At 41.4% G+C, this 26,303-nt stretch carries 23 protein-coding genes and 1 pseudogene; 6 read left to right on the forward strand and 18 right to left on the reverse strand.

The window, feature by feature from the left end; genetic code table 11:
- Positions 1-44 precede the first annotated feature (44 nt).
- Positions 45-1,166, reverse strand: a complete 1,122-nt coding sequence (gene rnd, locus M992_RS10060) for a ribonuclease D (protein ID WP_053908554.1) — start codon at positions 1,164-1,166, stop codon at positions 45-47.
- A gap of 304 nt (positions 1,167-1,470) precedes the next feature.
- Complete coding sequence (gene fadD, locus M992_RS10065) at positions 1,471-3,165, reverse strand: long-chain-fatty-acid--CoA ligase FadD (protein WP_053908434.1); 1,695 nt, start codon at positions 3,163-3,165, stop codon at positions 1,471-1,473.
- Positions 3,166-3,969: 804 nt separating this feature from the next.
- Between fadD and M992_RS15620 the strand changes: the two are divergent.
- A pseudogene (locus M992_RS15620) lies at positions 3,970-4,173 on the forward strand (IS3 family transposase); the annotation flags it as partial.
- 84 nt (positions 4,174-4,257) lie between these two features.
- Here M992_RS15620 and M992_RS10070 read toward each other — a convergent pair.
- The 3 genes from M992_RS10070 to yoaA form a co-directional block, all read right to left on the reverse strand.
- Positions 4,258-4,887 (reverse strand): Slp family lipoprotein, encoded by a 630-nt coding sequence (locus tag M992_RS10070; protein WP_390892492.1) that lies wholly within the window; start codon positions 4,885-4,887, stop codon positions 4,258-4,260.
- Between the two features lie 418 nt (positions 4,888-5,305).
- On the reverse strand, positions 5,306-6,034 hold the full coding sequence (tsaB, locus tag M992_RS10075) for a tRNA (adenosine(37)-N6)-threonylcarbamoyltransferase complex dimerization subunit type 1 TsaB (protein ID WP_053908435.1): 729 nt from the start codon (positions 6,032-6,034) through the stop codon (positions 5,306-5,308).
- A gap of 93 nt (positions 6,035-6,127) precedes the next feature.
- Positions 6,128-8,050, reverse strand: coding sequence for a DNA repair helicase YoaA (yoaA, locus tag M992_RS10080; RefSeq protein WP_053908438.1), 1,923 nt, complete (start codon positions 8,048-8,050; stop codon positions 6,128-6,130).
- A 402-nt stretch (positions 8,051-8,452) separates the two neighbouring features.
- On the opposite strand from yoaA, the gene M992_RS10085 reads away from it, so the two are divergent.
- Complete coding sequence (locus M992_RS10085; RefSeq protein ID WP_047256510.1) at positions 8,453-8,797, forward strand: RidA family protein; 345 nt, start codon at positions 8,453-8,455, stop codon at positions 8,795-8,797.
- A 71-nt stretch (positions 8,798-8,868) separates the two neighbouring features.
- Here the strand turns inward: M992_RS10085 and mdtI are convergent, their stop codons facing one another.
- From mdtI to zwf, 4 genes are all read right to left on the reverse strand, one after another.
- Entirely contained in the window at positions 8,869-9,201 is a 333-nt protein-coding gene (gene mdtI / locus M992_RS10090; protein WP_047256509.1) for a multidrug/spermidine efflux SMR transporter subunit MdtI, read from the reverse strand.
- Positions 9,202-9,203: 2 nt separating this feature from the next.
- Positions 9,204-9,620, reverse strand: a complete 417-nt coding sequence (mdtJ, locus tag M992_RS10095) for a multidrug/spermidine efflux SMR transporter subunit MdtJ (RefSeq protein ID WP_053908440.1) — start codon at positions 9,618-9,620, stop codon at positions 9,204-9,206.
- 94 nt (positions 9,621-9,714) lie between these two features.
- Complete coding sequence (locus M992_RS10100) at positions 9,715-9,915, reverse strand: alpha/beta hydrolase family protein (protein WP_053908441.1); 201 nt, start codon at positions 9,913-9,915, stop codon at positions 9,715-9,717.
- A gap of 378 nt (positions 9,916-10,293) precedes the next feature.
- Complete coding sequence (zwf, locus tag M992_RS10105; protein ID WP_053908443.1) at positions 10,294-11,766, reverse strand: glucose-6-phosphate dehydrogenase; 1,473 nt, start codon at positions 11,764-11,766, stop codon at positions 10,294-10,296.
- A gap of 554 nt (positions 11,767-12,320) precedes the next feature.
- On the opposite strand from zwf, the gene M992_RS10110 reads away from it, so the two are divergent.
- Positions 12,321-13,166, forward strand: a complete 846-nt coding sequence (locus M992_RS10110) for a MurR/RpiR family transcriptional regulator (RefSeq protein WP_053908445.1) — start codon at positions 12,321-12,323, stop codon at positions 13,164-13,166.
- 203 nt (positions 13,167-13,369) lie between these two features.
- A complete protein-coding gene (gene pyk / locus M992_RS10115; RefSeq protein ID WP_053908446.1) occupies positions 13,370-14,812 on the forward strand; it encodes a pyruvate kinase in 1,443 nt (480 codons plus the stop codon).
- 233 nt (positions 14,813-15,045) lie between these two features.
- Here the strand turns inward: pyk and lpxM are convergent, their stop codons facing one another.
- The 3 genes from lpxM to znuA all read right to left on the reverse strand — a co-directional run bounded on the left by lpxM (position 15,046) and on the right by znuA (position 18,673).
- A complete protein-coding gene (gene lpxM, locus M992_RS10120) occupies positions 15,046-16,026 on the reverse strand; it encodes a lauroyl-Kdo(2)-lipid IV(A) myristoyltransferase (RefSeq protein ID WP_053908448.1) in 981 nt (326 codons plus the stop codon).
- 339 nt (positions 16,027-16,365) lie between these two features.
- Positions 16,366-17,691 (reverse strand): murein DD-endopeptidase MepM, encoded by a 1,326-nt coding sequence (mepM, locus tag M992_RS10125; RefSeq protein ID WP_174721771.1) that lies wholly within the window; start codon positions 17,689-17,691, stop codon positions 16,366-16,368.
- A gap of 31 nt (positions 17,692-17,722) precedes the next feature.
- On the reverse strand, positions 17,723-18,673 hold the full coding sequence (gene znuA / locus M992_RS10130; protein ID WP_053908452.1) for a zinc ABC transporter substrate-binding protein ZnuA: 951 nt from the start codon (positions 18,671-18,673) through the stop codon (positions 17,723-17,725).
- A 75-nt stretch (positions 18,674-18,748) separates the two neighbouring features.
- Between znuA and znuC the strand changes: the two genes are divergently transcribed.
- On the forward strand, positions 18,749-19,516 hold the full coding sequence (gene znuC, locus M992_RS10135; protein ID WP_053908454.1) for a zinc ABC transporter ATP-binding protein ZnuC: 768 nt from the start codon (positions 18,749-18,751) through the stop codon (positions 19,514-19,516).
- The gene (gene znuB / locus M992_RS10140) at positions 19,509-20,294 is read left to right on the forward strand and encodes a zinc ABC transporter permease subunit ZnuB (protein ID WP_053908456.1); all 786 of its coding nucleotides are present in this window, start codon (positions 19,509-19,511) and stop codon (positions 20,292-20,294) included. The genes znuC and znuB overlap by 8 nt, the downstream gene beginning before the upstream one ends.
- Before the next feature lie 178 nt (positions 20,295-20,472).
- Here znuB and ruvB read toward each other — a convergent pair whose 3' ends face one another.
- The 6 genes from ruvB to aspS all read right to left on the reverse strand — a co-directional run bounded on the left by ruvB (position 20,473) and on the right by aspS (position 26,177).
- Positions 20,473-21,486, reverse strand: a complete 1,014-nt coding sequence (gene ruvB / locus M992_RS10145) for a Holliday junction branch migration DNA helicase RuvB (protein ID WP_047256498.1) — start codon at positions 21,484-21,486, stop codon at positions 20,473-20,475.
- A gap of 39 nt (positions 21,487-21,525) precedes the next feature.
- On the reverse strand, positions 21,526-22,143 hold the full coding sequence (gene ruvA / locus M992_RS10150) for a Holliday junction branch migration protein RuvA (RefSeq protein ID WP_053908458.1): 618 nt from the start codon (positions 22,141-22,143) through the stop codon (positions 21,526-21,528).
- A 313-nt stretch (positions 22,144-22,456) separates the two neighbouring features.
- Positions 22,457-22,978, reverse strand: coding sequence for a crossover junction endodeoxyribonuclease RuvC (gene ruvC, locus M992_RS10155; protein WP_047256496.1), 522 nt, complete (start codon positions 22,976-22,978; stop codon positions 22,457-22,459).
- A 90-nt stretch (positions 22,979-23,068) separates the two neighbouring features.
- Entirely contained in the window at positions 23,069-23,812 is a 744-nt protein-coding gene (locus M992_RS10160; RefSeq protein ID WP_053908460.1) for a YebC/PmpR family DNA-binding transcriptional regulator, read from the reverse strand.
- A gap of 149 nt (positions 23,813-23,961) precedes the next feature.
- Complete coding sequence (gene nudB, locus M992_RS10165; protein ID WP_053908462.1) at positions 23,962-24,399, reverse strand: dihydroneopterin triphosphate diphosphatase; 438 nt, start codon at positions 24,397-24,399, stop codon at positions 23,962-23,964.
- Between the two features lie 5 nt (positions 24,400-24,404).
- Positions 24,405-26,177 (reverse strand): aspartate--tRNA ligase, encoded by a 1,773-nt coding sequence (aspS, locus tag M992_RS10170; protein ID WP_053908464.1) that lies wholly within the window; start codon positions 26,175-26,177, stop codon positions 24,405-24,407.
- Between the last annotated feature and the right edge of the window lie 126 nt (positions 26,178-26,303).

The following is a 26,303-nucleotide window of genomic DNA, read 5'->3' on the forward strand; positions in this document are numbered from 1 at the left end:
GAGTGTCAGCCCATGATAGATTTAGTAATGCGTTTTGTAATAGTTTAATAGTGGCTTAATAATTCCGTAAGTGATTCTGTTAATAACTGACCGCGCCAGCCATCAAGTAACTCAGGCTTACCGGCGATAGATTTTAATCCCCAATGCACACTAAGTAACTGGTTGATTTGTCTTCTCGATGCTAATAACTCAGCATTGAATTTTTCAGCTTCGCTGATCTCTTTAACTCGCGCTTTTATTTCTTTAAATGCCTGTTTGTAACCCGGTTGCTCAATAAGATTAGCCACCGAATCGGGATATTCTGCCTCATCCAATTGTTGAGCTTGCTCGACCATAGCTAACATCCGTTTACCGTGGCAACGGATCTCTTGTCCGCTCAAACCTAATGCATCTAACTCTGCTAACGAACTCGGTAAATAGCGCGCTACTTTCCATAGATTTTCTTCTCTAACCACAAAATTAATCGCTAAATTACGCTCTCTCGCTTGCTGTAAACGCCAACCTGCCAGCATTTTTAAACACGCTAAATTTTTTCCTTTCAGCTGCCATGCGTTAGATATATCGCGATAAGCATTCTCTGGTAAAGTGATCTCCTGCCGGCGCTGCACGATACGGCGGCATTCATCCTTGGCTGATTCTAAATAACCAGCCTCAGTTACTTGTGCCATCAATTTCTCAGCCAAAGGTAATAAATACAACACATCAGCAGCCGCATATTCACATTGTTTTTCGCTTAATGGGCGCGCTAGCCAATCAGTTCTTGATTCGCTTTTATCTAAAACAACACCCAGATATTCGGCAACTAAGGCGGCAAATCCGCATGAAATAGGATGACCAATAAATGCGGCTAAAACCTGCGTATCAATCAGTGGCTCCGGGACACAACCAAAATCATGCAAAAAGACTTCTAAATCTTCGCTACCGGCATGTAAAAATTTAACGATATTAGTATCTTGCAGCAATTGTTTAAATGGGCTGAGATCGTCGATTAACAACGGATCGATCAGAGAAACGCGTTCTCCATCATAGAGCTGCAATAATCCAAGCTGTGGATAATACGTTCTGGTGCGAATAAATTCGGTATCCAAAACTAACCATTTTGCGTTTTTGGCTTGCTGGCAAACATCTATCAATGCGGAATGTGTGGTGATTAACTGATCATTCAAAACGGGGTTCTCTTCTATGGTCATTGGCTTATCGCTGCTTTTAGCTTTTAATAAAGCTTTTTATTACTTTTAATAATATTCACGGCCTATTACCGCACTTATATCAATCTTTATAGCCACTTTAACTGACAATTATTTTAAGCGCCATCTCTGTTATACATATTATTCTTGCCTTAATGCTAACTGATGAAAATTTCTCATGAAAATTAGACACGAAAACGCCGGCATAAACCGGCGTTGAATATATTCAGCCAACCGTAGGCTATTGATCTATACTGTTATCAAACTTGTATTATCACGTGGGTTATACAGTAGCTTGTTCGATGTTCTCTTGTGCTTTTTCTTCCTTACGCAATTCTTTACGTAAAATTTTACCTACATTAGATTTAGGTAATTCAGCTCGGAATTCGAAAGTTTTTGGCACTTTATAGGCGGTAAGATAACGGCGACAATAGATTTTTAGTTCTTCCGCAGTTAATGCAGGATCCTTACTTACCACAAAAACTTTTACCGCTTCACCGGTACTGTCACTTTCTATTCCTATCGCAGCACATTCCACCACGAATGGATGGGCGGAGACTACATCTTCAATTTCATTCGGATAAACATTAAATCCTGAAACTAAAATCATATCTTTTTTGCGATCAACAATGCGAATATAGCCTGCTTTATCTATATACGCGATATCTCCAGTTGCTAGCCAACCATCATGCATTACTTCGGTGGTTGAATCAGGGCGCTGCCAATATCCAGCCATCACTTGCGGGCCTTTAACCCACATTTCCCCGGGTTCCCCCAGAGCAACTTCATCACCATTATCGTCAACAAATTTGACCTCGGTAGAAGGCACAGGAACCCCAATACTCCCACTGTAAGCGGTCAAATTATAGGGATTACCCGTCACCAACGGTGAGCACTCGGTTAACCCATAGCCTTCTAACAAGTGGATCCCGGTGAGTTGTTGCCACTTTTCAGCCACTCCCTTTTGCACCGGCATGCCACCACCAACACTTAAACGCAAATGCGAGAAATCTAAGCGCTTAAAATCCTCGTTATTCAGCCATGCGTTAAATAAGGTATTTACCCCTGTGATGGCAGTTATTGGATAGCGGGCTAATTCTTTAACCGTTCCAGCCACATCGCGAGGATTAGTAATTAATAAATTTACCCCGCCGACATTAATAAATAACAGACAATTTACCATTAGCGCAAAAACATGGTACAGCGGCAGTGCCGTGACCACTAATTCATGGCCTTGCTGTAATGCAGGACCATAAGCCGCACGCGCTTGCTCTAAATTAGCTAACATATTGCGATGGGTTAACATAGCGCCTTTCGCCACCCCGGTAGTTCCACCGGTATATTGCAAAAAGGCCAGATCATCACCGATAATATTTGGTTTAACATACTGCATTCGATAGCCATAATGCATCGCTCGGCGAAATGAGATTGCATCTGGCAAGTGGTATTTAGGCACCAATCTTTTGATATATTTCACTACAAAATCAACCACAGTAGCTTTTGGTCGTGATAATTGATCGCCCATGCGAGTTAAAATAACGTGCTTAACTTTGGTATTAAATACAATCTTCTCTAGCGTATGTGCGAAATTAGATACAATAACAATCGCCGTCGCCCCGCTGTCATTTAACTGATGCTCAAGCTCTCTGGGGGTATACAGTGGATTGACATTCACTGCCACCATTCCGGCACGCAAAACCCCAAATAATGCTATCGGATACTGCAGAAGATTAGGCATCATTAAGGCCACACGATCACCTTTTTTTAGCCCTAACCCATTTTGCAAATAAGCAGCGAATGCCCGACTACGCTCTTCTAATTTGCGATAAGTCATCACCTCGCCCATATTAATAAATGCAGGTTGATCCGCATAATTGGCTACGGCATTTTCTAACATTTCAGCTAACGACGCATAGCGATTAGGATTTATTTCCGCCGGTACGTCTGAAGGATAACTTTTTAACCAAAGTTTTTCCAAAGTAACTCTCCTGAATTTACGGGATGCGGCCTGTCACCAACCTAGTTCAATTTAACAAAATATTAACTCAGCATACCAGTTTAGGAAATACACTGTACTCAGGTTGAGAACCGCATCACTAAATAAATTTTATTCAGTTAATTCCAAAAACAAAGCGGCCACAGCCGCTCTATATTTTTTGTTATTTTTCAATTAATTATGTATTAACTGTGATAAAACTAATCATTAATATCCTAATTATACACCGAATTAATCAATTGAGAAAAAAATAATGTTAAAATAGCTTATCAATCAATTACATCGGCTTATAAAACCAACTCTTTGACAGCCATATAGCTGTCCTCAGATTATTTCAAATAACTTTATATATTAACTGATTAGTTAATTCAGTAACTAAAACAAGATATTTTTAACATCCTCCCTACCCTTTGAACTCCCCCCAAAAGTTGGACTCTTTTAGTAAAACATCAAAACAAGTTTATTCGCCTGAATTTAAATTTTGGCCGGTTCAAATGATCCTAAATGGGCATCTATATATGAGGTTTGCAGACAGCTTAATATCAGTGATAGGTCAATACTTAGCAATTTGTTGCACCAATATAAAGAATACGATAAGAAGAGCGTTTTGATAAAGTCGCCTATTTACGTCAAGGGTTGCTTATTAAAAAAATCACAAATCCTTGATTCAACAAAAGAAATAATAGCAAAAAATCAAACAGCAGCATTAGTAAGATCGATAACTGAATTGCAGCGAAGGAGCCTAATCAAAAATGGGTAACAGATGTCACACAGTTTAATGGTGTGATAAAACAAAGCATGTCACGAAAAGGAAACTATTTAGATAATGCGTCAATGGATAGCTTTTTGGAATACTTAAATCTGAGTGTTTTCACGGAACAGACTTTAAATCGATTGATGAGTTAGAGCAGAGACCATCGAAGAATCAAGTTAAATTGAAAAGACTGAGCCCTATAGATATATAGCGCTCAGTTCTTGAAAGCCGCTTAATGAACAGTCTAACTTTATGGGGGCAGTTCATTAGGGCGAGGCTTTACGGCATATCTGATAAAAATAATATTACTATAATAAAAGTTATTGAGCTAAGTAAGTTTCGACAGCGGCAGAACCGACAGGATAACCATAACCAGGCTCCCAATTCCACGGCTGCTGTGGATCATAAAAATGGGAATAATACGGCGGATAATCATAATAGCCGTAACCTAACGGCCCGACAGGAGGAAACATCACACGTTGCATGACATTCCAGCGCTGAAGCCCTGTTACCGCAAGTGTAATATAGTTATATGGGATCTCACCGATTTTACCCGCTTTTTCGCCGGTAATTGTTCCAACCACAGTAACATATTTTCCTGTAAAATCTGTTGGTTCAAGGAAGCTATTGACATAAGCATATAGGCGTCCTTCCGAGACAGTATTTAACTCCGGAGCAGCATCATATTTATTTAACGGCATCACTGCTATTTCTAAGCGAGTTTTTTCAGGCTCATTAAATACTGAAATCACTTTGCCACCAAAACGCCCTTCCTGACCAATATACATTTCAGGGGCATTACGTACTGATGCCAAGTTTTCAGCCGGATTAGGTGACGTTCCTTTAATAGATGCGGGAATAGTAACACATCCACTTAATGCCAGCGCCCCCACCAATAATGCAACATGCATCGCACTCCGGCAGCTTAACTTTATTTGAGTCATTTTCATAAACTACCTCCATTTACTGCATTATAGAAATAAAAATCAAAAAATTAAGAGTTAGTTTGTAAGCAAATACAACCATAAAATAGGGTATATTTCACCCATATTCATGCCCGGCATGATAAATTACTATTTCTGATAAAATGGTAGCATTTATATAATAAATCAACTGCTAAACAATGAAACACACATTAAAATTAACCTATGCTACATAGATTAATCTTAGTTGATAAAATAAAATTGGGAATAATTTTTGTCGTAGGATATTTACATCGCTATAGCTTAAAGCTGATTTATTTACAAAAATAGCCTATAAATTGATAACCCTATTGAAGATAAATAGGGTTATGATAAATCTAGTAATTATCATCACAGCCATGATTGCTAGGGTCATGATTATAATTTAATTATAACTCTGTCGCGATTAACGCCCCGGTAATTTTTTCCAAGTCACTTCATTGCGTAAATAACTAGGCTGGGCATCCTCAACCGCGCTAGTTTGTCCGTTATTCCATAAAGTTAAAGCGAGAGGAAGCATATCTTCAGCCGCAGGCAAGACAATCTCACTGCTAACTAAACTAAGCACGTTGTCTGCCATTAATTCAGAATAAGCAGCCCACCCCGTACCCGCGGTAGCCCATGGCTCGGACGATATAGATTCGGACAATGACAGCTCTGGTAATAATTGAAATGATTGTTTAAATGCTGCCGGAGTTAAAACTGCTTCACTATTTTCACCAATCCACTGCCCAAGATTATCTAATTGATAATGTGCACAATAAACCTCAGACATTCTGGCATCAATCGCCACCAGCACATTACGATAGCCATGTACACGATAAGCACCTTGAGCCATTGTCTGGAGTGATGATACACCTATCATCGGTAAATCAGCGCCAAATGCCAATCCTTGAGCTATTCCGACTCCAATGCGTACTCCAGTAAAGCTCCCCGGGCCACGACCAAATGCTAATGCATCCAATTGCTGCAAAGTGACCCCTGCCTCAGCGAGAACGTCATCGACCATCGGTAATATTTTTTGCGTGTGTTCACGCGGTGAAACAGCAAAACGAGATACAATCTGTCCATCACACATTAGAGCAACGGAACAGGCTTCTGTTGCTGTATCTACAGCAAGAATACGAGTTGACATGCCTGAACTCCGGCAATTGAAGAATAATTAATACCGATATATTACCATAACTCGGCTATCCGATGGCAATATTTGTAACCAGTATCAATCAAATCATTGAATCTCAGCCATTTTTTGTCGCTGCTGCAAAAAATTAATCGCCCGCGATAAACTGCGTGTCCGCGGTGATGGCGGTAAACTATTAAGAAATACCTCGCCATACGGCCGTGTCACTAAGCGATTATCACAGATCACAATCACGCCATAGTCACTTACATCTCGAATAAGACGCCCAACTCCTTGTTTTAAGGTAATAACTGCGTCAGGCAACTGCACATCTTGAAACGGATCACCACCTTTTAATTGGCAATCTTCAATTCTGGCTCGTAACAAAGGATCATCCGGTGCTGTAAAGGGTAATTTATCAATAATCACACAGGTTAAACTATCACCGCGTACATCTACCCCTTCCCAAAAACTGCTCGTTGCGACTAATACCGCATTGCCACTAGCCATAAACTGGGCAAGTAATTTATTTTTACTGGTCTCGCCTTGTACCAATATCGGCAAGGTTAATGACGCTTTAAACTCGATCGCTAAATCACGCATCATTTGATGTGAGGTACATAAGAAAAAACATCGGCCTTTATTTTGCTGAATGAGTGGCGTTAACATTTGTGCTAATTTAACGGCACTGCCTTTGATATTAGTCTCTGGCAAAAAACGCGGTACACACAGCAACGTTTGAGTTTGATAATCAAAAGGACTCAATAATAATAAAGTCTCCGCCCCTTTTAGCCCCAAGCGATCGGTAAAATAATCCAGTTTGTCATCCACAGATAATGTCGCAGAGGTGAAAATCCAGCTCCCTTTGCGTTCTAACATCATTTGATTAAATTTTTCAGCCACAGTTAATGGCGTTAACGCTAATAAAAAATGCCGTCCATAGCTTTCATACCAATAGCTGTAGCCAGGAATAGAAGCATCTTTTAGCCGATTTAGGCGATTGCGGTACAGCGTCACTCGTTCAAAGACGGCATCCAGCATTTGTGAACGGCCTAGTGAACTTTTGATCACTTCATAACACAGCTCTAATGCATCATCCAGTAAATTAAGCGCACGTTGGATAGCCGGTTGTGCCAAGAGCTCGCGTAAATTACCGCGATAACTATTTTCTCCCATAATCATGCGGAAATCTAACGTACTGTGAGACAATCGATCGGCACTTTTTTGCAATTGTAGCTGATCTTTTACTTCAGTTCGGTAAGCTAAAATCATATCGCGGGCTAAATCGAGCAATTGTCGACTGGTGAGCTGTTGACCAAAATATTGACTGGCGATATCAGGAATTTGATGCGCCTCGTCAAAAATCATCACATCGGCATCAGGGATCAATTCGCCAAAACCGGTATCTTTTACTACTCGGTCAGCCATAAACAAATGGTGATTAACTACAACAATATCGGCGTCCAACGCTTTACGTCGAGCTTTTAACACAAAGCATTCTTTATATCGTGGACAATCACTGCCGAGACAGTTGTCATTGGTGCTGGTCACTAAAGGCCAGACTGCATGATCTTCAGAAATTCCATGACAGCTACTAACATCACCACTTTCCGTCTCTATCGACCAGCTACGAATACGTACTACGCTCGATAAAATTTCAGGCTCAAGACTACCGCCTCCTAACGCCTGCTGATCGAGCCGTTCTAAGCATAAATAATTTGACCGTCCTTTTAATAACGCAATGTTGCCATCATAGTTAATAGCATCAATAATAGTTGGCAAATCACGATGATACAGCTGGTCTTGTAACGCTTTAGAACCGGTAGAAATAATCACTTTTTTGCCTGACCGCAATGCCGGTACTAAATACGCGTAGGTTTTACCGGTTCCCGTACCTGCCTCCACGACCAATTGTTGCTGATGCTCAATTACACGATCAATAGCTTGAGACATTTTTATCTGTGCGTCTCGGGGTTGGAACCCGGGGATCGCCTTGGCAAGAGTACCTGATGTTGAAAAATCGTCACTCACAGCAAAAACCTATAATTATATTAAAGATGAAAATAGCGATAGCGATCATGCGGGTTTGGAAAAATACCACTCTGGGGACATAACTCTAACGTCCTAGCCTATTCAAACACAGGTCAATGACAAGCGCCCGGTAACCATTAGTATGAAACGATAAAATGCTGGCAATAATCTAAGCTATAGCAAAATCAATCCGATCAAAAAGAATGAGCGCCACTTTATCATGACTAACAGCTGCTGGCTGTATTCACGCAAAAAATGTTGTTTCAATAAAATTATTTTTGAATTAATCGGTATGAGATAGTTCATATTAATAATTAATATTCAATCTTGATCTCAACTGCTATTCTGAAAGAAACGTATCTATTACCTCTATAGCAATAGCAAGATAGCAAGGAACCTAAAATGACGATTGAACGTATTGATGCAGATACACGCTGGTCAGATGCAGTTATTCATAATGATGTAATTTATTATACCAGTGTGCCAGAAACGCTAGATGGCGATATTGTTGTACAAACTTCAGATGCCCTTGCAGCGATAGATGTGTTGCTGCTACGTGTCGGGTCAGATAAAAGTAAAATTCTTGACGCGACTATATTTCTAGCAGATAAAGCAGATTTTTCTGGCATGAATCAAGCATGGGATGCTTGGGTAGTGGCAGGAAGTGCACCGGTGCGCTGTACGGTTCAAGCCGGACTAATGGACCCAAAATATAAAGTAGAAATCAAGATTATCGCGGCTCGTTAACCGACAACATTAATTTATTACAAAAAGAGTGGCAGCCTATCCGTGGCCATCACTCTTTTTACTGGCTTTTATTAAGCCATTTTAATCAGAACCATCCCGATTAACAGTAGGCAAACCCCACCCCAACCTTTGTAGTTAAGACGCTGATTGAATAAAATCCAGCCGGCGGCAATAGTGGCAATAATGCCGAAAGCCCCCCATAATGCATAAGCGACTGACAACTCAATGCCTTTAACCGCTTGTGCCAATGAACTAAACGCCCCGAGCACTGCCAATAAAGACAATACCCCCAACCAAATACGTTTAAATCCATTCGACATCTTTAATAAGATGTTGGCCAAAATTTCTAATATAACCGCCAGAATTAAGAACGCCCCATGCCACCACTCAAATTGAGATAACATGATTAAGCCTCCTTCGTACGGTGACTCACGGCAGTTGCGGTATTGGCCGCTTTAGAAGCCATACGCTTAACAGTCGCTGTTGATTGTTTTACTGTGGCTTTTTTAGTTCCGGATTTAATCAAACCAATTCCGGCAATTAATAATGTTAAACCACCAATTTTCATCGGGGATAACGATTCGCCAAACCACATCACGCTAAATGAAGTGATAATTAAAATCCCAATACCTTCCCACAGGGCATAAGCGACGCCGAGAGCAACTTTTTTTACAGCAACTGCCAATAAAATGTAAGACGATGCGATCATCACATACATAACATACATGCCGGATATATCGCCACTCACACTGGCATACTTCATTGATAAGGTACCGATAACTTCGGTAACGATGGCTAAACCTAAAAATATCCAATATATCATCATATTTCTCTACTCAAGGCCGCTGCATTAGGAACGGGAAAAACATCCGCAAATAACACCTATTTGGGTAACCCAATGCCAGCAGCGTAATAATCTAAAAAGGTAATGTGGCTGTTATCGAAGAATGATTAAGCCAATGATTATATTGAGAAAAGAAGCTATAATGCGCCGCACCAGTAGTATTCACTGGATAAAATGGCGGATAAGAAAAGGCGATGTGTGGTTCTGCGTTGGATCTTGACGCTGTTAGCGCTAAGCATGATATCTCATTCATTTCATCAGATGGCCAATCCATCTAATTTACTCCGAATCCTCATCAGTAGTTGTTTGTAGGGTATTTTTAACATAGGATTTTTATTAAATCAATGAATATTATCATCTTTTTTACGCTGAATAATTAATGACCGTGTTTGAATAGCGATGCGATTCTCGTGTTTCTATCCTGCCATTCTAAAATAGAAGTAATTAGTTGATAATATTTACATTATGCCGAATAAATAGTGATTTATCTGGCTTAGAAACAGTGAAGAATTATTGGTCAATTTGAAATTTAATATCAATTAAACTGCCGATTTTCTTTAAAATATAAAATAAATCTAAAAAAATGGCGCCCAAATAGACGCCATAAATACTTACTGCTGAATAATCCGCATGATCCTCTATTGGCTAGCAGTTATTCAAATTCATTCCATGAACGCCCATCACGAGTGATCATCGCTACCGAGGCTATTGGACCCCAAGTACCTGATTGATATGGTTTTGGTGGTTCATTGTCCATCGCCCATGCGTCCATGATTGAATCAACCCATTTCCACGCTTCTTCCACTTCGTCACGACGGACAAATAACGCTTGAATGCCTCGCATGGCTTCAAGCAACAAACGCTCGTACGCATCCGCTAAATGGGTTTGATTAAAGGTTTCAGAAAAACTTAAATCCAACTTGGTCGTTTGCAATCGATGTTTATGATCTAATCCAGGGGCTTTATTTAAGATTTCAATATCAATCCCTTCATCTGGCTGCAAACGAATAGTCAGTTTATTTTGTGGAAGATCTTGATAACTTTCAGCGAAAATATTCAGAGCTGGTTTCTTAAAATACACCACGACTTCGGAACATTTAGCCGGTAAACGTTTGCCGGTTCTTAAATAGAAAGGTACCCCAGCCCAACGCCAATCATCGATATCCACACGTAATGAGACAAATGTTTCAGTTTTACTGACTTTATTGGCCCCTTCTTCTAAATAGCCAGGTACTTTTTTACCTTGCACAAATCCTGTGGTGTATTGACCGCGTACAGTTTTGTCGCGCACATTCGTATGGTCGATTCGACGTAGTGAACGTAACACTTTGACTTTTTCATCACGAATGCGATCGGTAGTTAAATCCGCTGGCGGGGACATAGCAATCATGGTCAATATTTGCAGCAAGTGATTCTGGATCATATCGCGCATTTGACCGGCTTTATCAAAATAACCCCAGCGCCCTTCAATACCAACTTCTTCAGCCACCGTTATTTGTACATGATCGATAGCTCGGTGATCCCAGTTATTAATAAACAAAGAGTTAGAAAAACGCAGCGCCAATAAATTAAGTACTGTTTCTTTGCCTAAATAATGGTCGATTCGATAAACCTGACTTTCGTCGAAATATTTAGCAACTTCATTATTAATTTCTTGTGATGAGGCCAGGTCTGTCCCTAGCGGTTTTTCCATCACAACACGGTTAGGCTGCGCATTTAAGCCAGCAAATCCTAACCCTTGACACATCGAACCAAAAGTACTTGGCGGCATCGCAAAATAATGGATGGTGGGATGCGTATCTTGTTGTAACATTTCAGCTAAACGGACAAAATTTTCAGTCTCTTGTACATCTAAATTACAAAAATCTAAGCGAGCGCGTAAGGTTTCCCACAGCGTTTCATCCAATTCTTCTTTAACAAATTCATCCAGCGCATGCTTAACAAATTTCACGTACTCGTCTTTATCCCACTCTGCGCGTCCCACACCGATAATACGAGTTTCAGCATGGATATAACCCGCTTTTTCCAGCTGGTAGAGTGACGGAAGTAATTTACGACGAGCGAGGTCTCCCTTGGTGCCAAAAATAATTAAATTACAGGCTTGTGCAGTTTGATTCACCGCCATATTGGTTCTCCTCAATTTGCGGAATTTATTGTAATTTTGTTACAAAATTAGCTAGTTATCTCAATAATGTACTATCTTGCGTATCACCAGTAAATATCCGCAAAGTGCTTTAATTGTTCTTCGATTAAAAAATCGACTGAGATTGCTTAGTAACCACTGGCGAAATGAAATCCGTCATCTGTAAGTAAATTACAGTGTTGATATTATATTACTGTTTTGAAACTTTGACACCGATCATATTTTGGTAAAAAAAACCGATTATCACACTATTCTAGCGCATTTGTCGCAGCAAACACGTAGTATATTTTCACTTATATTGAGATAGATTTCTCCTGTTAATGGAATAGCTATAATCCATCAAAGAATAAGCTAGGCCATGACTAAGCTAGTATGTTGACTAACTTAGCATTTTAACGCCATACATCTCGATATAAAGCAACAAATACAGAAATAGAATTAAAAAATCTTCGTGGAATGTCTAGCTTAATCCCCGAAAATATCGAACTATGTTTGGTTATACCCAATGCGTAATATTATATAGGTGACTTGCTGTTATGAATATATTGGAACAAATGCAACAAAATATGGAAACGTTAAGCAAGTCAGAAAAAAAAGTAGCGCAAGTTATTCTGCATGCGCCTCAGCAAGTCATTCATTTAAGTATCGCTACTCTAGCAAGAATGGCCACAGTAAGTGAGCCTACCGTTAATCGCTTTTGTCGTAAAATGGACACCAAAGGCTTCCCCGATTTTAAAGTGCGTTTGGCACAAAATATTGCCAATGGTACACCTTATGTGAATCGCCATGTAGAACAAAACGATTCGACGCGTGCATATACGCATAAAATATTTGAGTCTGCCATGGCAGGATTAGATAACGTGAAGCAGTCTATTGATAGTGAAGCGATTAATCGTGCCGTGGATTTATTGACTCAAGCCAGAAAAGTCTCTTTTTTTGGCTTTGGGGCCTCAGCCGCCGTTGCTCACGACGCGATGAATAAATTCTTCCGCTTTAATATCCCAGTAGTCTGCTTTGATGATATTGTCATGCAGCGCATGAGCTGTATTAATAGCGATGAAGGCGATGTATTGGTCCTCATTTCTCATACTGGACGCACTAAAGCACTGGTAGATATGGCTCGTGTCGCACGAGAAAACGATGCGGTAGTTATTGCTATTACTTCTGCTGGTTCACCGTTATCTCAAGAAGCCACTGTTTCCTTACTTATTGATGTGCCAGAAGATACAGATATTTATATGCCGATGATCTCGCGTTTAGCACAATTAACCGTTATTGATGTGCTGGCGACCGGTTTTATCTTACGCCGAGGCGAAAAATTTAGAGATAACTTGAAGCGGGTCAAAGACGCCTTACGCGATTCGCGGTTTGATAAAGCCTAAAGAGATTTTTCGCCATTTATTTGCTGTTCTTGTCTATTGCGGCTTTAATAGTTTATTAGAACTGTTAGCATAGTGAGAGAGAAAATGATGAATTTTGCGTTGCTGTTTCTATTCAGCAACAGCAACTAGCGTAAAAATAAGATTAAATTGGGTGAAAATGTTTGCCCACAATTCAATACCATTACAGGTCAACGGAGTAATACATGTCCAGACGGCTGAGAAGAACGAAGATAGTTACCACTCTAGGTCCCGCAACAGATCGCGACAATAATTTAGAGAAAGTCATTAACGCAGGCGCTAATGTTGTACGCCTCAACTTTTCTCATGGTACGGCAGAAGATCATATAGCGCGTGCGAATAAAGTTCGTGAAATTGCAGCTCGTTCTGGTCGTAATGTGGCTATTTTAGGCGACTTACAAGGGCCTAAAATCCGTGTTTCGACCTTTAAAGATGGCAAAGTATACCTCAATATTGGTGATAAATTTATTCTTGATGCTACCTTAGGTAAAGGTGAAGGCGATCAAACTAAAGTCGGCATCGATTATAAAGGTTTACCCGCAGATGTTGTCCCAGGCGATATCTTGTTATTGGATGATGGTCGAGTCCAATTAAAAGTTATCGAAGTCAAAGGATTACAAGTTTATACCGAAACGACTGTTGGCGGTCAATTGTCCAACAATAAAGGTATCAATAAGTTAGGCGGCGGATTATCTGCGGATGCCTTGACTGAAAAAGATAAAGAAGACATTAAAACCGCAGCAAAAATTGGTGTCGATTTCCTCGCTGTATCTTTCCCTCGCTGTGGTGAAGATTTAAACTATGCACGCCGCTTAGCGCGTGATGCAGGCTGTGACTGCCAAATCGTAGCTAAAGTTGAACGTGCTGAAGCCGTGGCTAATGACCAAATCATGGACGAAGTCATTCTAGCTTCGGACGTAGTAATGGTTGCCCGTGGTGACTTAGGCGTTGAAATTGGCGACCCTGAGCTCGTGGCAGTACAGAAAAAATTAATTCAGCGTTCGCGTCAACTGAATCGTGTCGTGATTACAGCGACTCAAATGATGGAGTCGATGATCACCAACCCGATGCCAACACGCGCCGAAGTCATGGACGTTGCTAATGCGGTTCTTGATGGTACCGATGCTGTAATGCTTTCAGCAGAAACCGCTGCTGGACAATATCCTGCCGAGACTGTTGCTGCTATGGCGCAAGTATGTCTGGGTGCAGAGAAAGTCCCTGGTTTATCCGTGTCTAAACATCGCCTTGATATCATATTTGAAAATATTGAAGAAGCGATAGCGATGTCAACCATGTACGCAGCTAACCACCTTAAAGGGGTTAAAGCGATTATGGCGATGACAGAATCGGGCCGCACTGCACGTATGATGTCTCGTATCAGCTCAGGTTTACCTATTTTCGCGATGTCACGCCATGAAAAAACCTTAAATCAATGTGCCTTATACCGCGGTGTAACACCTGTATTTTGTAGCACGCATATTGATGGCATTGCCGCTGCTAATGAAGCAGTTAATCGTTTACGTGACAAAGGCTATTTAGTTACCGGAGATGTTGTGTTAGTTACCCAAGGCGACCTGATGGGTACCGTAGGAAGCACCAATACTTGCCGTATTTTAGAAGTCGAATAATTGAATTAATTAACCAAACGGCTAAATCTAAAACGCTGCCCAGAAAAGGCAGCGTTTTTTATTGTTTATCATTATTACTTTTAATGATTGTTTCTAATTCTGATGAATATCGTAAGCCGTAAATAAAACTCATTTTTTCAGCGAACATCTCATACATAGCGGCTGTATGCCCGTAAACGCGATATGCCTAAATAAAAACGCTTACTAAACAATCTTATTTACACAGCTTGCGCTTATTTTTTAGAATATAAATCATCACGCTGATAGGGTTCAATTTCACCCTCTTTACGCGTTTTGAGCAATTTTAAAATCCACGTATATTGCTCTGGATTCGGCCTAACCAGTTGCTCCAGCTCTTCATTCATACGCCGTGCGATATAATTATCATCTTTGCCATCGATATCATCCATCGGCTCACGAAGATAAATATGCAAACGATGCTCATGATGATCATATACAGGGAACAAAGGAACAATCGCAGCCTTACATACTTTCATTAAACGACCTACCGCTGGCAATGTGGCTTTATAAGTAGCAAAAAAATCTACAAATTCACTGTGCTCAGCACCATGATCTTGATCAGGTAAATAAAACCCCCAATATCCCTGGCGTATCGAAGAGATAAATGGCTTAATCCCTGCCTCACGGGAATGCAAACGTCCACCGAAATGATAACGTGCTTTATTCCATAAGAAATCTGCTACTGGATTTTTTTGATGATGAAACATTGCCGCCATAGTTTGGCCTCGTGCAGCCAGTAACATTGCGGGAATATCAACCGCCCAACCATGCGGAACCATAAAAATCACATTGCGCCCTTCGGCCTGTAATTTTTCAATCACAGCCTGATTATGCCATTCAGTACGGGCTAAAGTTTTTTCTGCACCACGTAAACATAATTCAGCAATCATCACAAAAGATTGTGGTGCCGTAGCGAACATGTTATCAATCAATTGTTCGCGCTGCTGCTCTGTCCATTCGGGGAAGCAATACAGTAAATTTATTTGCGCTCGACGACGAGCACTTTTCGCCAATTTACCGACCCATTTTCCAACCCACGCTAATAATGGATCACGCAATCTTACTGGCATATAGGCTAATCCTGCCAATACCAACGCGCCAAGCCAAACGCCCCAATATTTCGGATGTAGATATGTCCGATGGAAACGAGGAACGTAGCCTAATTTGCTGTCAGTATCTTTATCTTTATTCATCGGTTACCTAACAAAAAAATTAATACTCTATTTAATCTGCACATTTAACTCACCATATCATTGAATACTGCTGTGCTAATCGTGCCGTGCCAAGAATTGATTATATTGATATCGCTTATTAATAGCGTCTCAGTTATTTGATTTCAATATCGGTATTTAACCATAATCTGTGGGAGATATCTTGACTTATCAACCTCATCTATCAACAGGATTTTTATACCTCCCAATTAGTGGTACGAAATCTGTTATGCAAAATAATATTATTCCCAGCAGTTAATTTCCCAAAGAAAACGGGCAGATATTGCTATCTGCCCGCCAGGATTAAGGAGGTATATGTGATTAATTCAGTTTTAATTGCGGTTTAATATCACGCACCGAAGCTAAATATTCTTTACGCTCTTTACCCATTAATCCACCTGAACTTGGTAATTTGGCAGTCAGTGGATTCACTGCTTGCTGGTTAATCCATACTTCGAAATGTAAATGTGGTCCAGTGGAACGACCAGTATTCCCTGATAAGCCAATACGATCACCACGCTTTACTTTTTGTCCCGGTTTAACCAATAACTGACGCATATGCATATAACGCGTTGTATATTGACGACCGTGGCGGATAGCCACAAAATTACCCGCGGCACCACTGTATTTAGACACAATGACTTCACCATCACCCACAGCCAGTACAGGCGTACCAACAGGCATCGCAAAATCGACCCCTTTATGCGGGGCAACGCGACCAGTTACTGGATTAATACGACGAGGATTAAAATTAGAAGAAACCCGGAACTGTTTAGCTGTAGGGAAACGTAAAAAACCTTGTTCTAATCCATTACCTTCCGCATCATAAAAACGTCCATCATCGGCACGGAAAGCGTAATAATCTTTACCACTATTTTGCAAGCGAACGCCTAGTAATTGACTTTGTTCATTTCGGCCATCCAACATCTCACGACTTAATAACACCGTGAATTTATCGCCTTTTTGTAATTTACGGAAATCAACCTGCCATTGTAATGCTTTGATGACGTCACGAGTTTCAGTTCGATTTAATCCCGCCTGACGAGCGCTATTGGCAAAGCTACCATTAATCGAGCCTTGCACTACGTTATTGGTCCAAACACCTTTTTCTAACTCTTTAACTTCTTTAAAAGTATTGGTGTTGCCGACACGAGTATAAACTCGAGTTTCACGACGAGAAACATCCCAAGTTAGGGATTCTAATTCACCATTAGCCGTTAACGTCCAATTCAGTGTCTGACCAATATTTAAGTTACGTAGTGCTTTATGCTGGTTAGCTAAAGTAGCAACATCGCCCGGCTCTATACCGAACTGAGTTAAAATACTCGACAGATTATCACCACTGGATACTACATACTCATGCGGTATAGTTGATGCATCATCTGTATCGGTAGCATCAACATCTGCAACGCCTTCATCCGGTAATTGTTCACTGCTGTCTAAAATAACATCATCAGTCGCGTATTTATCATTAATAAAAGGCGCCGTTACCGGAATTGTTGTCTCGGTATTGCTGTCATTCTGTCGTTCATGGATATGAACTGGCCGCCATATCGCGACAGCCAGTGTTGCTGCGGTTAACGTACCTAACATAAATTTATGCGGCTTAGATAGGTTTCCGTAGACTTGGACGAGACTTTTAGCCATCTGCTGCACTTTCAACAATTCCTTCTTGTTTTTAATTCAGGCAGCCCGCATATTGTTCCGATAGTTGCGTTAAAAATTGCATATAGCTATCTGGACCTAACGTTATTCCACTTCCGAGAGGATCTAACGTGCCCATACGCACTCCCGTCCCTTGCGCAACGGTTTGGATCACGGCCGGCCTGAATTGTGGCTCAGCAAAAACACATTGTGCCTTTTGCTCAACCAGTTGTGTTCTTATTTGATGTAATTTCTGTGCCCCTGGCTGGATTTCAGGATTTATCGTAAAATGCCCCAATGGGGATAAATGATAGTGTTTTTCAAAGTAGCCATAAGCGTCATGAAAAACAAAATATCCTTTGTCTTTAGCCGGCTGCAAAATATTAGCAACTTTCTTATCATTTTGCGCCATATTTTCATTGAATTTACGAAGGTTTACGTCCAGCTGTTTCTTTTTCTCAGGATAAATCACTATTAATCTATCATAGATATCTTGAGCTGCCTGTTTCGCTATCTCCGGGGACAGCCATATGTGCATATTATACGCACCGTGTGAATGATGTTCGTGACCTAGCTCAATATTATCACCATCATGAGCATCAGTATCTTCATTATCCCCTTCATCATTATTTGCCATTAATAATGGTTTAATATTTTTTTGTTCGGCTAAGGGCAGATTTTTGTGCTCAGGCAGCTGTTTTAGCGGTTTTTCTAAAAACATTTCCATTTCTGGACCGACCCACACAAATAAGTCAGTTTGTTTAATTTTACGCAGATCAGACGGTTTTAGCGCATAATCATGTGGAGAAGCCCCATCAGGTAACAAAACTTGAGTGTTTGTAACGCCATCCGCTATTCCCGCAGCAATAAATCCTAAAGGTCTCACCGAGGTTACGATATCAGCCTGTGCAGCAATAGGCAGAATACCACTGATTATTGAAGCGAGAAGTAATTTCCGAGCGAACTGTTTTGATTTGTGTATCATAATAGATTAATCCGTGCTTTTTATTTTGAAATGTTATATTATAACGTTTCTTCAATTCTGCAAGATATTTTTCACATGCAAGCATTACTTAGTTTAAAAAATATTTCAGTCTCCTTTGGTGAGCGTCATGTACTGCAAGATGTCACATTCTCGCTACACAAAGGCGAAATATTGACCCTTTTAGGCCCCAATGGCGCAGGAAAATCAACCATTGTGCGTATTGTCCTTGGGTTAATACCACCATCGTCAGGGAAAATAGAACGGCCGCGAAACCTGTCTATCGGCTATGTCCCGCAAAAACTTTACCTCGATGCCACTATGCCCCTTACCGTCAAGCGCTTTATGCTGCTTAAACCTAAAGTAAAAACGAAAGATATTTTACCGGCCTTAATGCGTGTTAAGGCTGAACATTTAATTGAACAACCGATGCAAAAATTATCCGGCGGTGAGACACAGCGGGTATTGTTAGCTCGAGCCTTATTAAATCAACCCGATTTATTAGTACTAGATGAACCGACTCAAGGCGTTGATATCAATGGCCAAGTAGCACTGTACGATTTAATTAATCAATTAAGAACAGAGCTAAATTGCGGTGTGTTAATGGTATCGCATGATTTACATCTAGTAATGGCAAAAACGGATAAAGTGTTGTGTATCAATGGGCATATTTGTTGCTCTGGCACTCCAGAAGTCGTCTCATTGCACCCTGAGTTTATTGCCATGTTTGGTTATCGCGGCGCACAACAAATTGGCGTCTATCGGCATCATCATAATCATCAACATGATTTAGAAGGTAATATTATCGTGCCTCATCAGCATAGCAAGGATTGCCACCATGATTGAATTACTGCTGCCCGGCTGGCTGGCCGGTATTTTATTAGCCACCGCCGCAGGACCGTTAGGTTCTTTTGTGGTTTGGCGTCGCATGTCCTATTTTGGCGATACGCTTGCCCACACATCTCTGCTCGGGGTCGCCTTTGGCTTAATGCTGAATATCAATCCTTTTTACGCAGTGATTGCTGTCACATTACTGTTGGCATTGATTTTAGTTTGGTTGGAAAGACGCCCACAATTAGCTGTTGATACACTTTTAGGTATTATGGCTCACAGCGCCCTGTCCCTCGGGTTAGTGGTGGTCAGCCTAATGTCCAATGTGCGGGTCGATCTGATGGCCTATTTATTTGGCGATCTATTATCAGTTACTTATGAAGATGTCAGCGCTATTCTGATCGGTGTGATTATTGTTTGCGGATTACTTTTCTGGCAATGGCGCGCATTACTATCGATGACTATTAATCAAGAATTAGCTTTTGTCGATGGGGTTAAAATTCAACGATTACGCGTGCTATTAATGATGGTCACCGCTTTAACCATTGGTATTGCGATGAAATTTGTCGGTGCTTTGATTATCACTTCATTGCTAATCATTCCCGCCGCGGCGGCAAGACGCTTTGCACGTACACCAGAACAAATGGCAGGTATTGCAATAATTATTGGTATGCTAGCGGTCTCTGGCGGCTTAGCTTTTTCCGCCTTTTATGATACGCCTGCTGGGCCATCGGTGGTATTATCTGCTGCCATCTTATTTGTTCTCAGCTTAGCGGTAAACACCAAAAATTAAGCTATCGACGGTGTTTATATGCAAGTATGTATAACGGTATTGATGTTTTAGAATACATCACTCGCCTCCAGTACTTAACATAGTCAAGTAATACATTGATAACTCAATTGATATAAGATTAAAATTATAATACCAACCTGCTCTAATGCGACAAAGCACATGAGCAGGTTAATTGATTCTAATTATTAGATTTTGGCGTTAAACCAAAATGTTGATACGCATGCCCGGTCGCAATACGTCCGCGCGGGGTGCGCTGAATAAACCCTTGTTGGATCAAATACGGCTCAAGTACATCTTCTATAGTCTCACGCTCTTCACCAATCGCTGCAGCCAAGTTATCAATTCCGACCGGACCGCCCATAAATTTATCAATAATCGCCACCAGCAATTTACGATCCAAATAATCAAAGCCCGCAGAATCGACGTTCAGCATATCTAATGCTAAATTTGCCGTAGATTCATCAATACTTCCATCGCCTTTAACTTGGGCAAAATCACGTACTCGCCTTAATAAACGATTGGTAATACGCGGTGTTCCACGCGAACGTCTAGCAACTTGATGTGCCCCTTCTGGGCTGATATCCAAGCCCATAAAACGGGCGCTACGGGTGACAATATGCTGAAGATCATCGATATTATAAAACTCTAACCGCTGAACAATACCAAAACGATCTCGTAACGGTGAAGTTAATGAGCCCGCACGCGTGGTTGCCCCTATCAATGTAAAGGGCGGCAAATCTATTTTTATTGAACGCGCCGCCGGTCCTTCACCAATCATAATATCCAGCTGGTAATCTTCCATCGCCGGGTACAAAATTTCTTCAACTACCGGAGATAAACGGTGAATTTCATCGATAAACAGCACATCGTGTGGCTCAAGATTAGTCAGCATAGCAGCCAAATCACCGGCTTTTTCTAAAACAGGCCCCGAAGTAGTACGCAAACTGACCCCCATCTCATTAGCTACAATACCGGCTAGCGTGGTTTTTCCTAATCCCGGGGGACCAAAAATCAGCAAATGATCGAGCGCTTCACCACGCAAACGTGCCGCTTGAATGAAAATTTCCATCTGCTCTTTTACTTGAGGTTGACCGACATATTCAGACAAAAATTTGGGCCGTATTGCACGATCGATAGCTTCTTCTTCTTCGCGGAGCACCTCAGCGGAGATTAGGCGATCAGCTTCAATCATAAGATAATTTCCTTAATTTCACGTTATTACCTAACTTAATTAGAGTGCAGCGCGTAAAGCCTCACGGATTAACGTTTCACAATCGTTACCCATTTTAGCCACTTTACTGACCATTCGGCTGGCTTCTTGCGGTTTATAGCCTAGAGATACCAACGCAGCCGCAGCTTCAGATTCAATATCAACGCTACTTTGACCTTGCTGATTAACCGCCGGTAAAGTGATTTCACTGTTTTGATTAAATAGATCGCCATTAAGCCCTTTAAAGCGATCTTTCATTTCGACCACTAAACGCTCGGCGGTTTTTTTACCAATACCCGGTAGCTTAACTAAGGTTACAATCGACTCTTGTTCTATCGCATTAACAAACTGTTGGGCAGACATTCCGGATAAAATTGCTAAGGCCAATTTTGGCCCTACACCATTGACCTTAATTAGCTCTTTAAACAGAGCTCGTTCTTGTTTATCATTAAAGCCATACAATAATTGAGCATCTTCACGTACAACAAATTGTGTGAAAACAATAGCTTCCTGACCTACATCGGGTAACTCATAAAAACAAGTCATTGGCATATGCACTTCATAGCCGACGCCATTGGTCTCTAATAACACAATCGGCGGTTGTTTTTCTAATATAATGCCTCTTAAACGCCCTATCACACTGAATCCTCTTGACCAAAAGTAAACTTATAGCATTATTTTTATAAACACTATTTTATAGACGCTATTCTTACAGTGACTATTTTTAATTACTCGCACCCGATTGATTTAAAAACTAATTTAGCACCAATAATCGATAATTTTTCTGTCTGCAAAATACCAGCTACATTATGATTAACGTTATTTATCAGTGAATAATGCGATATACGCCGAGTTTAGTACAGTACAGCTAACCGCAATCGCCATTACTCTATATCATTTGATAATACGAGAAGTATTTATATCACAAATAAAACTGGATGCACATACAGCATTACCTTAAACGCCCACGTGTTAACACTAATTTTGGATCGCCCACTTTGAGTAAATTTTGATTAAAATGGCAATGGGTGATAGCAATAGCGAGGGCATCGGCAGCATCAGATTGTGGATTGGCTGACAGTTTAAGAATAGAGCGCACCATATGTTGAACTTGTGTTTTTTCTGCGGCACCGGTGCCAACAACCGTTTGTTTAACTTGGCGCGCTGCATATTCAAACACGGGCAACGATTGATTAACCGCAGCTAAAATAGCTACGCCTCGAGCTTGGCCGAGTTTTAATGCTGAATCGGGATTCTTTGCCATAAACACTTGTTCGATAGCAAATGTATTGGGTTGATACTGCGTAATAATTTCCATCACACCAGCATAAATACGCTGTAATCGGGTGGGTAAATCATCAGCTTTAGTTCTTATACAGCCACTTCCAAGGTACAGTAACTGCCTTCCCTGTTGGCGGATCACCCCATAGCCAGTAACACGAGAGCCGGGGTCTATTCCCAATATTATGGACACGTTTGTAACCTGACAGTGAATGGAGATGGGTGAGCGTTAGAGAAAGCATGCTGATTACAGCACGCTTTCTCTACGCGGGAGAACGGATTATTACAGCTGCTCTGCGACTTCGTCAGAGATATCACCGTTGTGATATACTTCTTGCACGTCATCAGAATCTTCTAGCATATCGATTAAACGCATCAATTTCGGTGCTGTCTCAGCATCTAATTCTGCTTTAGTCGAAGGGATCATTGATACTTCTGCAGCTTCTGCGATAAATCCAGCCGCATCTAAGGCATCTTTAACTTCACCGAACGTTTCTGGCGTGGTGTAAACATCTATCGCACCATCGTCATACGTTTCAACGTCATCCGCTCCTGCATCTAATGCAGCTTCCATCAACGCATCTTCATCCACCCCCGGTGCGTAAGTAATAACGCCACGTTTAGTGAACAAATAAGCTACTGAACCATCAGTTCCAAGATTGCCGCCGGTTTTAGTGAAGGCATGACGTACATCAGATACCGTACGGTTACGGTTATCACTTAGGCATTCGACCATCACGGCTGTTCCGCCTGGGCCATAACCTTCATAGATGATGGTTTCCATATCGTCATTGTCATCACTGCCAACACCACGCGCAATAGCACGATTCAACGTATCGCGAGTCATATTGTTTGATAAGGCTTTATCAACAGCTGCGCGTAAACGCGGGTTAGACGCGGGATCACCACCACCAATACGCGCTGCAGTAACCAGCTCACGAATAATTTTAGTAAAAATCTTACCACGCTTAGAATCTTGCGCAGCTTTACGGTGTTTGGTGTTGGCCCATTTACTATGACCTGCCATGAAATCTCTCCAAATACATGAATATACCCGCCATATTTTATGTTACAGACTCACCCATTATGCTGATAAACAGCAAAATTAAGCCAATAATTATGCCGATATTTAACTAACGATAAGCTGCTGCATAAATTATTTGGGGAATAAAATAGTTAATTAGCAAAATTTTTAATCGCCTGAGCATTACTCCAAGATTTAGTTAAAGTGACCGCCTGTTCTGGCGCTAACCAACGAAAATCTAAGTGTTCTGTCAGGTGCGGCGTAAACTCCTCCGGCAAAACCAGGGTAAACCAATGCTCTTTGCAGTGGGTAACTCCCGGCGCATAGCGATGCCGAAAGTGCGGAAAAATTTCAAAGATAACACTTTGATGGCGGTCGCTTAACGTCAATTGTTTGGCAACCACATCAATACCTATCTCTTCTTTTATCTCCCTCGCCGCCGCAGCCGCAGGTTGTTCCCCTTCTTCCAAACTGCCAGTGACAGATTGCCAAAAGTCGGGGTCATCCTGCCGTTGCAGCATAAGCACCCTGCCACTGTTGTGGGCATAAATAACAATCAATACTGATTCAGGGCGCTTATATAATTTCATTGAGTTTATTGCTCGTCTTTTTTAACCACAACCTGAATGGCTAACTCAGCCAACGCATCAACGTTTGCATGGCTTGGCGCCTCGGTCATCAGGCACGCTGCGGCGGTCGTTTTAGGGAATGCAATAACGTCACGAATATTTTCAGTGCCAGTTAATAGCATCACCAGACGATCTAAGCCGAAAGCCAGCCCCGCATGCGGTGGTGTTCCGTATTTTAACGCGTCTAATAAGAAACCAAATTTCTCACGCTGATCTTGCTCTGAGATACCTAAAATGCGGAACACTGACTGCTGCATTTCATTGCGGTGAATACGCACCGATCCCCCCCCAACTTCGTAACCGTTAATCACCATATCATAGGCATTCGCTACAGCCGCTTCTGGATCTTCTTCCAGTTGCTGTGGCGTAAAATCTAACGGCGAAGTAAATGGATGGTGCATTGCGGTTAAGCCACCTTCACCATTATCTTCAAACATTGGGAAATCAACCACCCACAGTGGACGCCAGCTTTTCAGGTCGGTCAGTTCGAGGTCTCGACCAACTTTTAGACGTAAAGCCCCCATCGCATCGGTAACCACATTTTTTGCCCCGGCACCAAACAGGATGATATCGCCATCTTGTGCGTCAGTACGGGCTAATAATTGTTCAACAACTTGCGCATTTAAGAATTTAGCTATTGGACTTTGCACCCCTTCTAAGCCTTCAGCACGCTGATTGATCTTCATCCATGCCAGACCTTTAGCGCCATATATACCTACAAATTTACCGTAGTCGTCAATTTGTTTGCGACTCAAGGTTGCGCCACCTGGGACTTTTAACGCCACAACACGACCTTTGGGATCGTTCGCTGGCTCAGCAAATACCGCAAAATCCACCGCGTTAACTAAATCCGCAATATCGATTAATTCCATTGGGTTACGTAAATCAGGTTTATCTGAACCGTAACGACGCATGGCTTCAGCGAAAGTCATTACTGGGAATTGACCTAAATCGACCGCTTTGGTTTCTAACCATAATTCGCGGATCATACGTTCCATGATTTCACGCACTTGGTCTGCGGTCATGAACGAGGTTTCAACATCGATTTGGGTAAATTCAGGCTGACGATCCGCACGTAAATCTTCATCGCGGAAACATTTTACTATTTGATAATAACGGTCAAATCCCGCCATCATTAATAGCTGTTTAAACAATTGAGGAGATTGTGGTAGCGCGTAGAATTTACCTTTGTGCACACGGCTTGGTACTAGATAATCGCGCGCGCCTTCGGGCGTTGCTTTAGTCAGCATCGGGGTTTCAACATCAACGAAACCTTGATCATCCATAAAACGACGCACAAAACTGGTGATTTTAGCGCGTGTTCTTAAGCGCTTAGACATTTCAGGGCGGCGTAAATCCAGATAGCGGTATTTTAATCGATTCTCTTCAGTATTAACTTGGTTGCTATCCAGTGGCAGCGGTTCTGATCGGTTGAAAATTTCAACATCGTCGGCAAAAATTTCAATTTCACCGGTCGCCATATCTTTATTAACTTGGCTTGCAGGACGCGCACGTACGGTTCCGCTGATTTGGATGCAAAACTCATTACGTAACTCAGAAGCCTTTTCAAATGCCGCTTTACATTCAGGATCGAAGAAAACCTGTACGATGCCTTCACGGTCGCGTAAATCGATAAAAATCAAGCCGCCTAAATCACGACGACGATTTACCCATCCACACAGAGTGACTTTTTGACCTTCATGAGCAAGGCTTAACTGCCCACAATAATTAGAACGCATACAATATCCTTTTACTCAGCTTGTTATTCTTGCTGCGGAAATTTTGGCACTGTTGACAATACAATCAGAATGTCAAAAAAAGGCAGTCATTATATCGGAAATTCAATCTAGACATAAGTCCAAAAA

The organism is Moellerella wisconsensis ATCC 35017 (genome assembly GCF_001294465.1).
Classification (GTDB): Bacteria; Pseudomonadota; Gammaproteobacteria; order Enterobacterales; family Enterobacteriaceae; genus Moellerella; species Moellerella wisconsensis.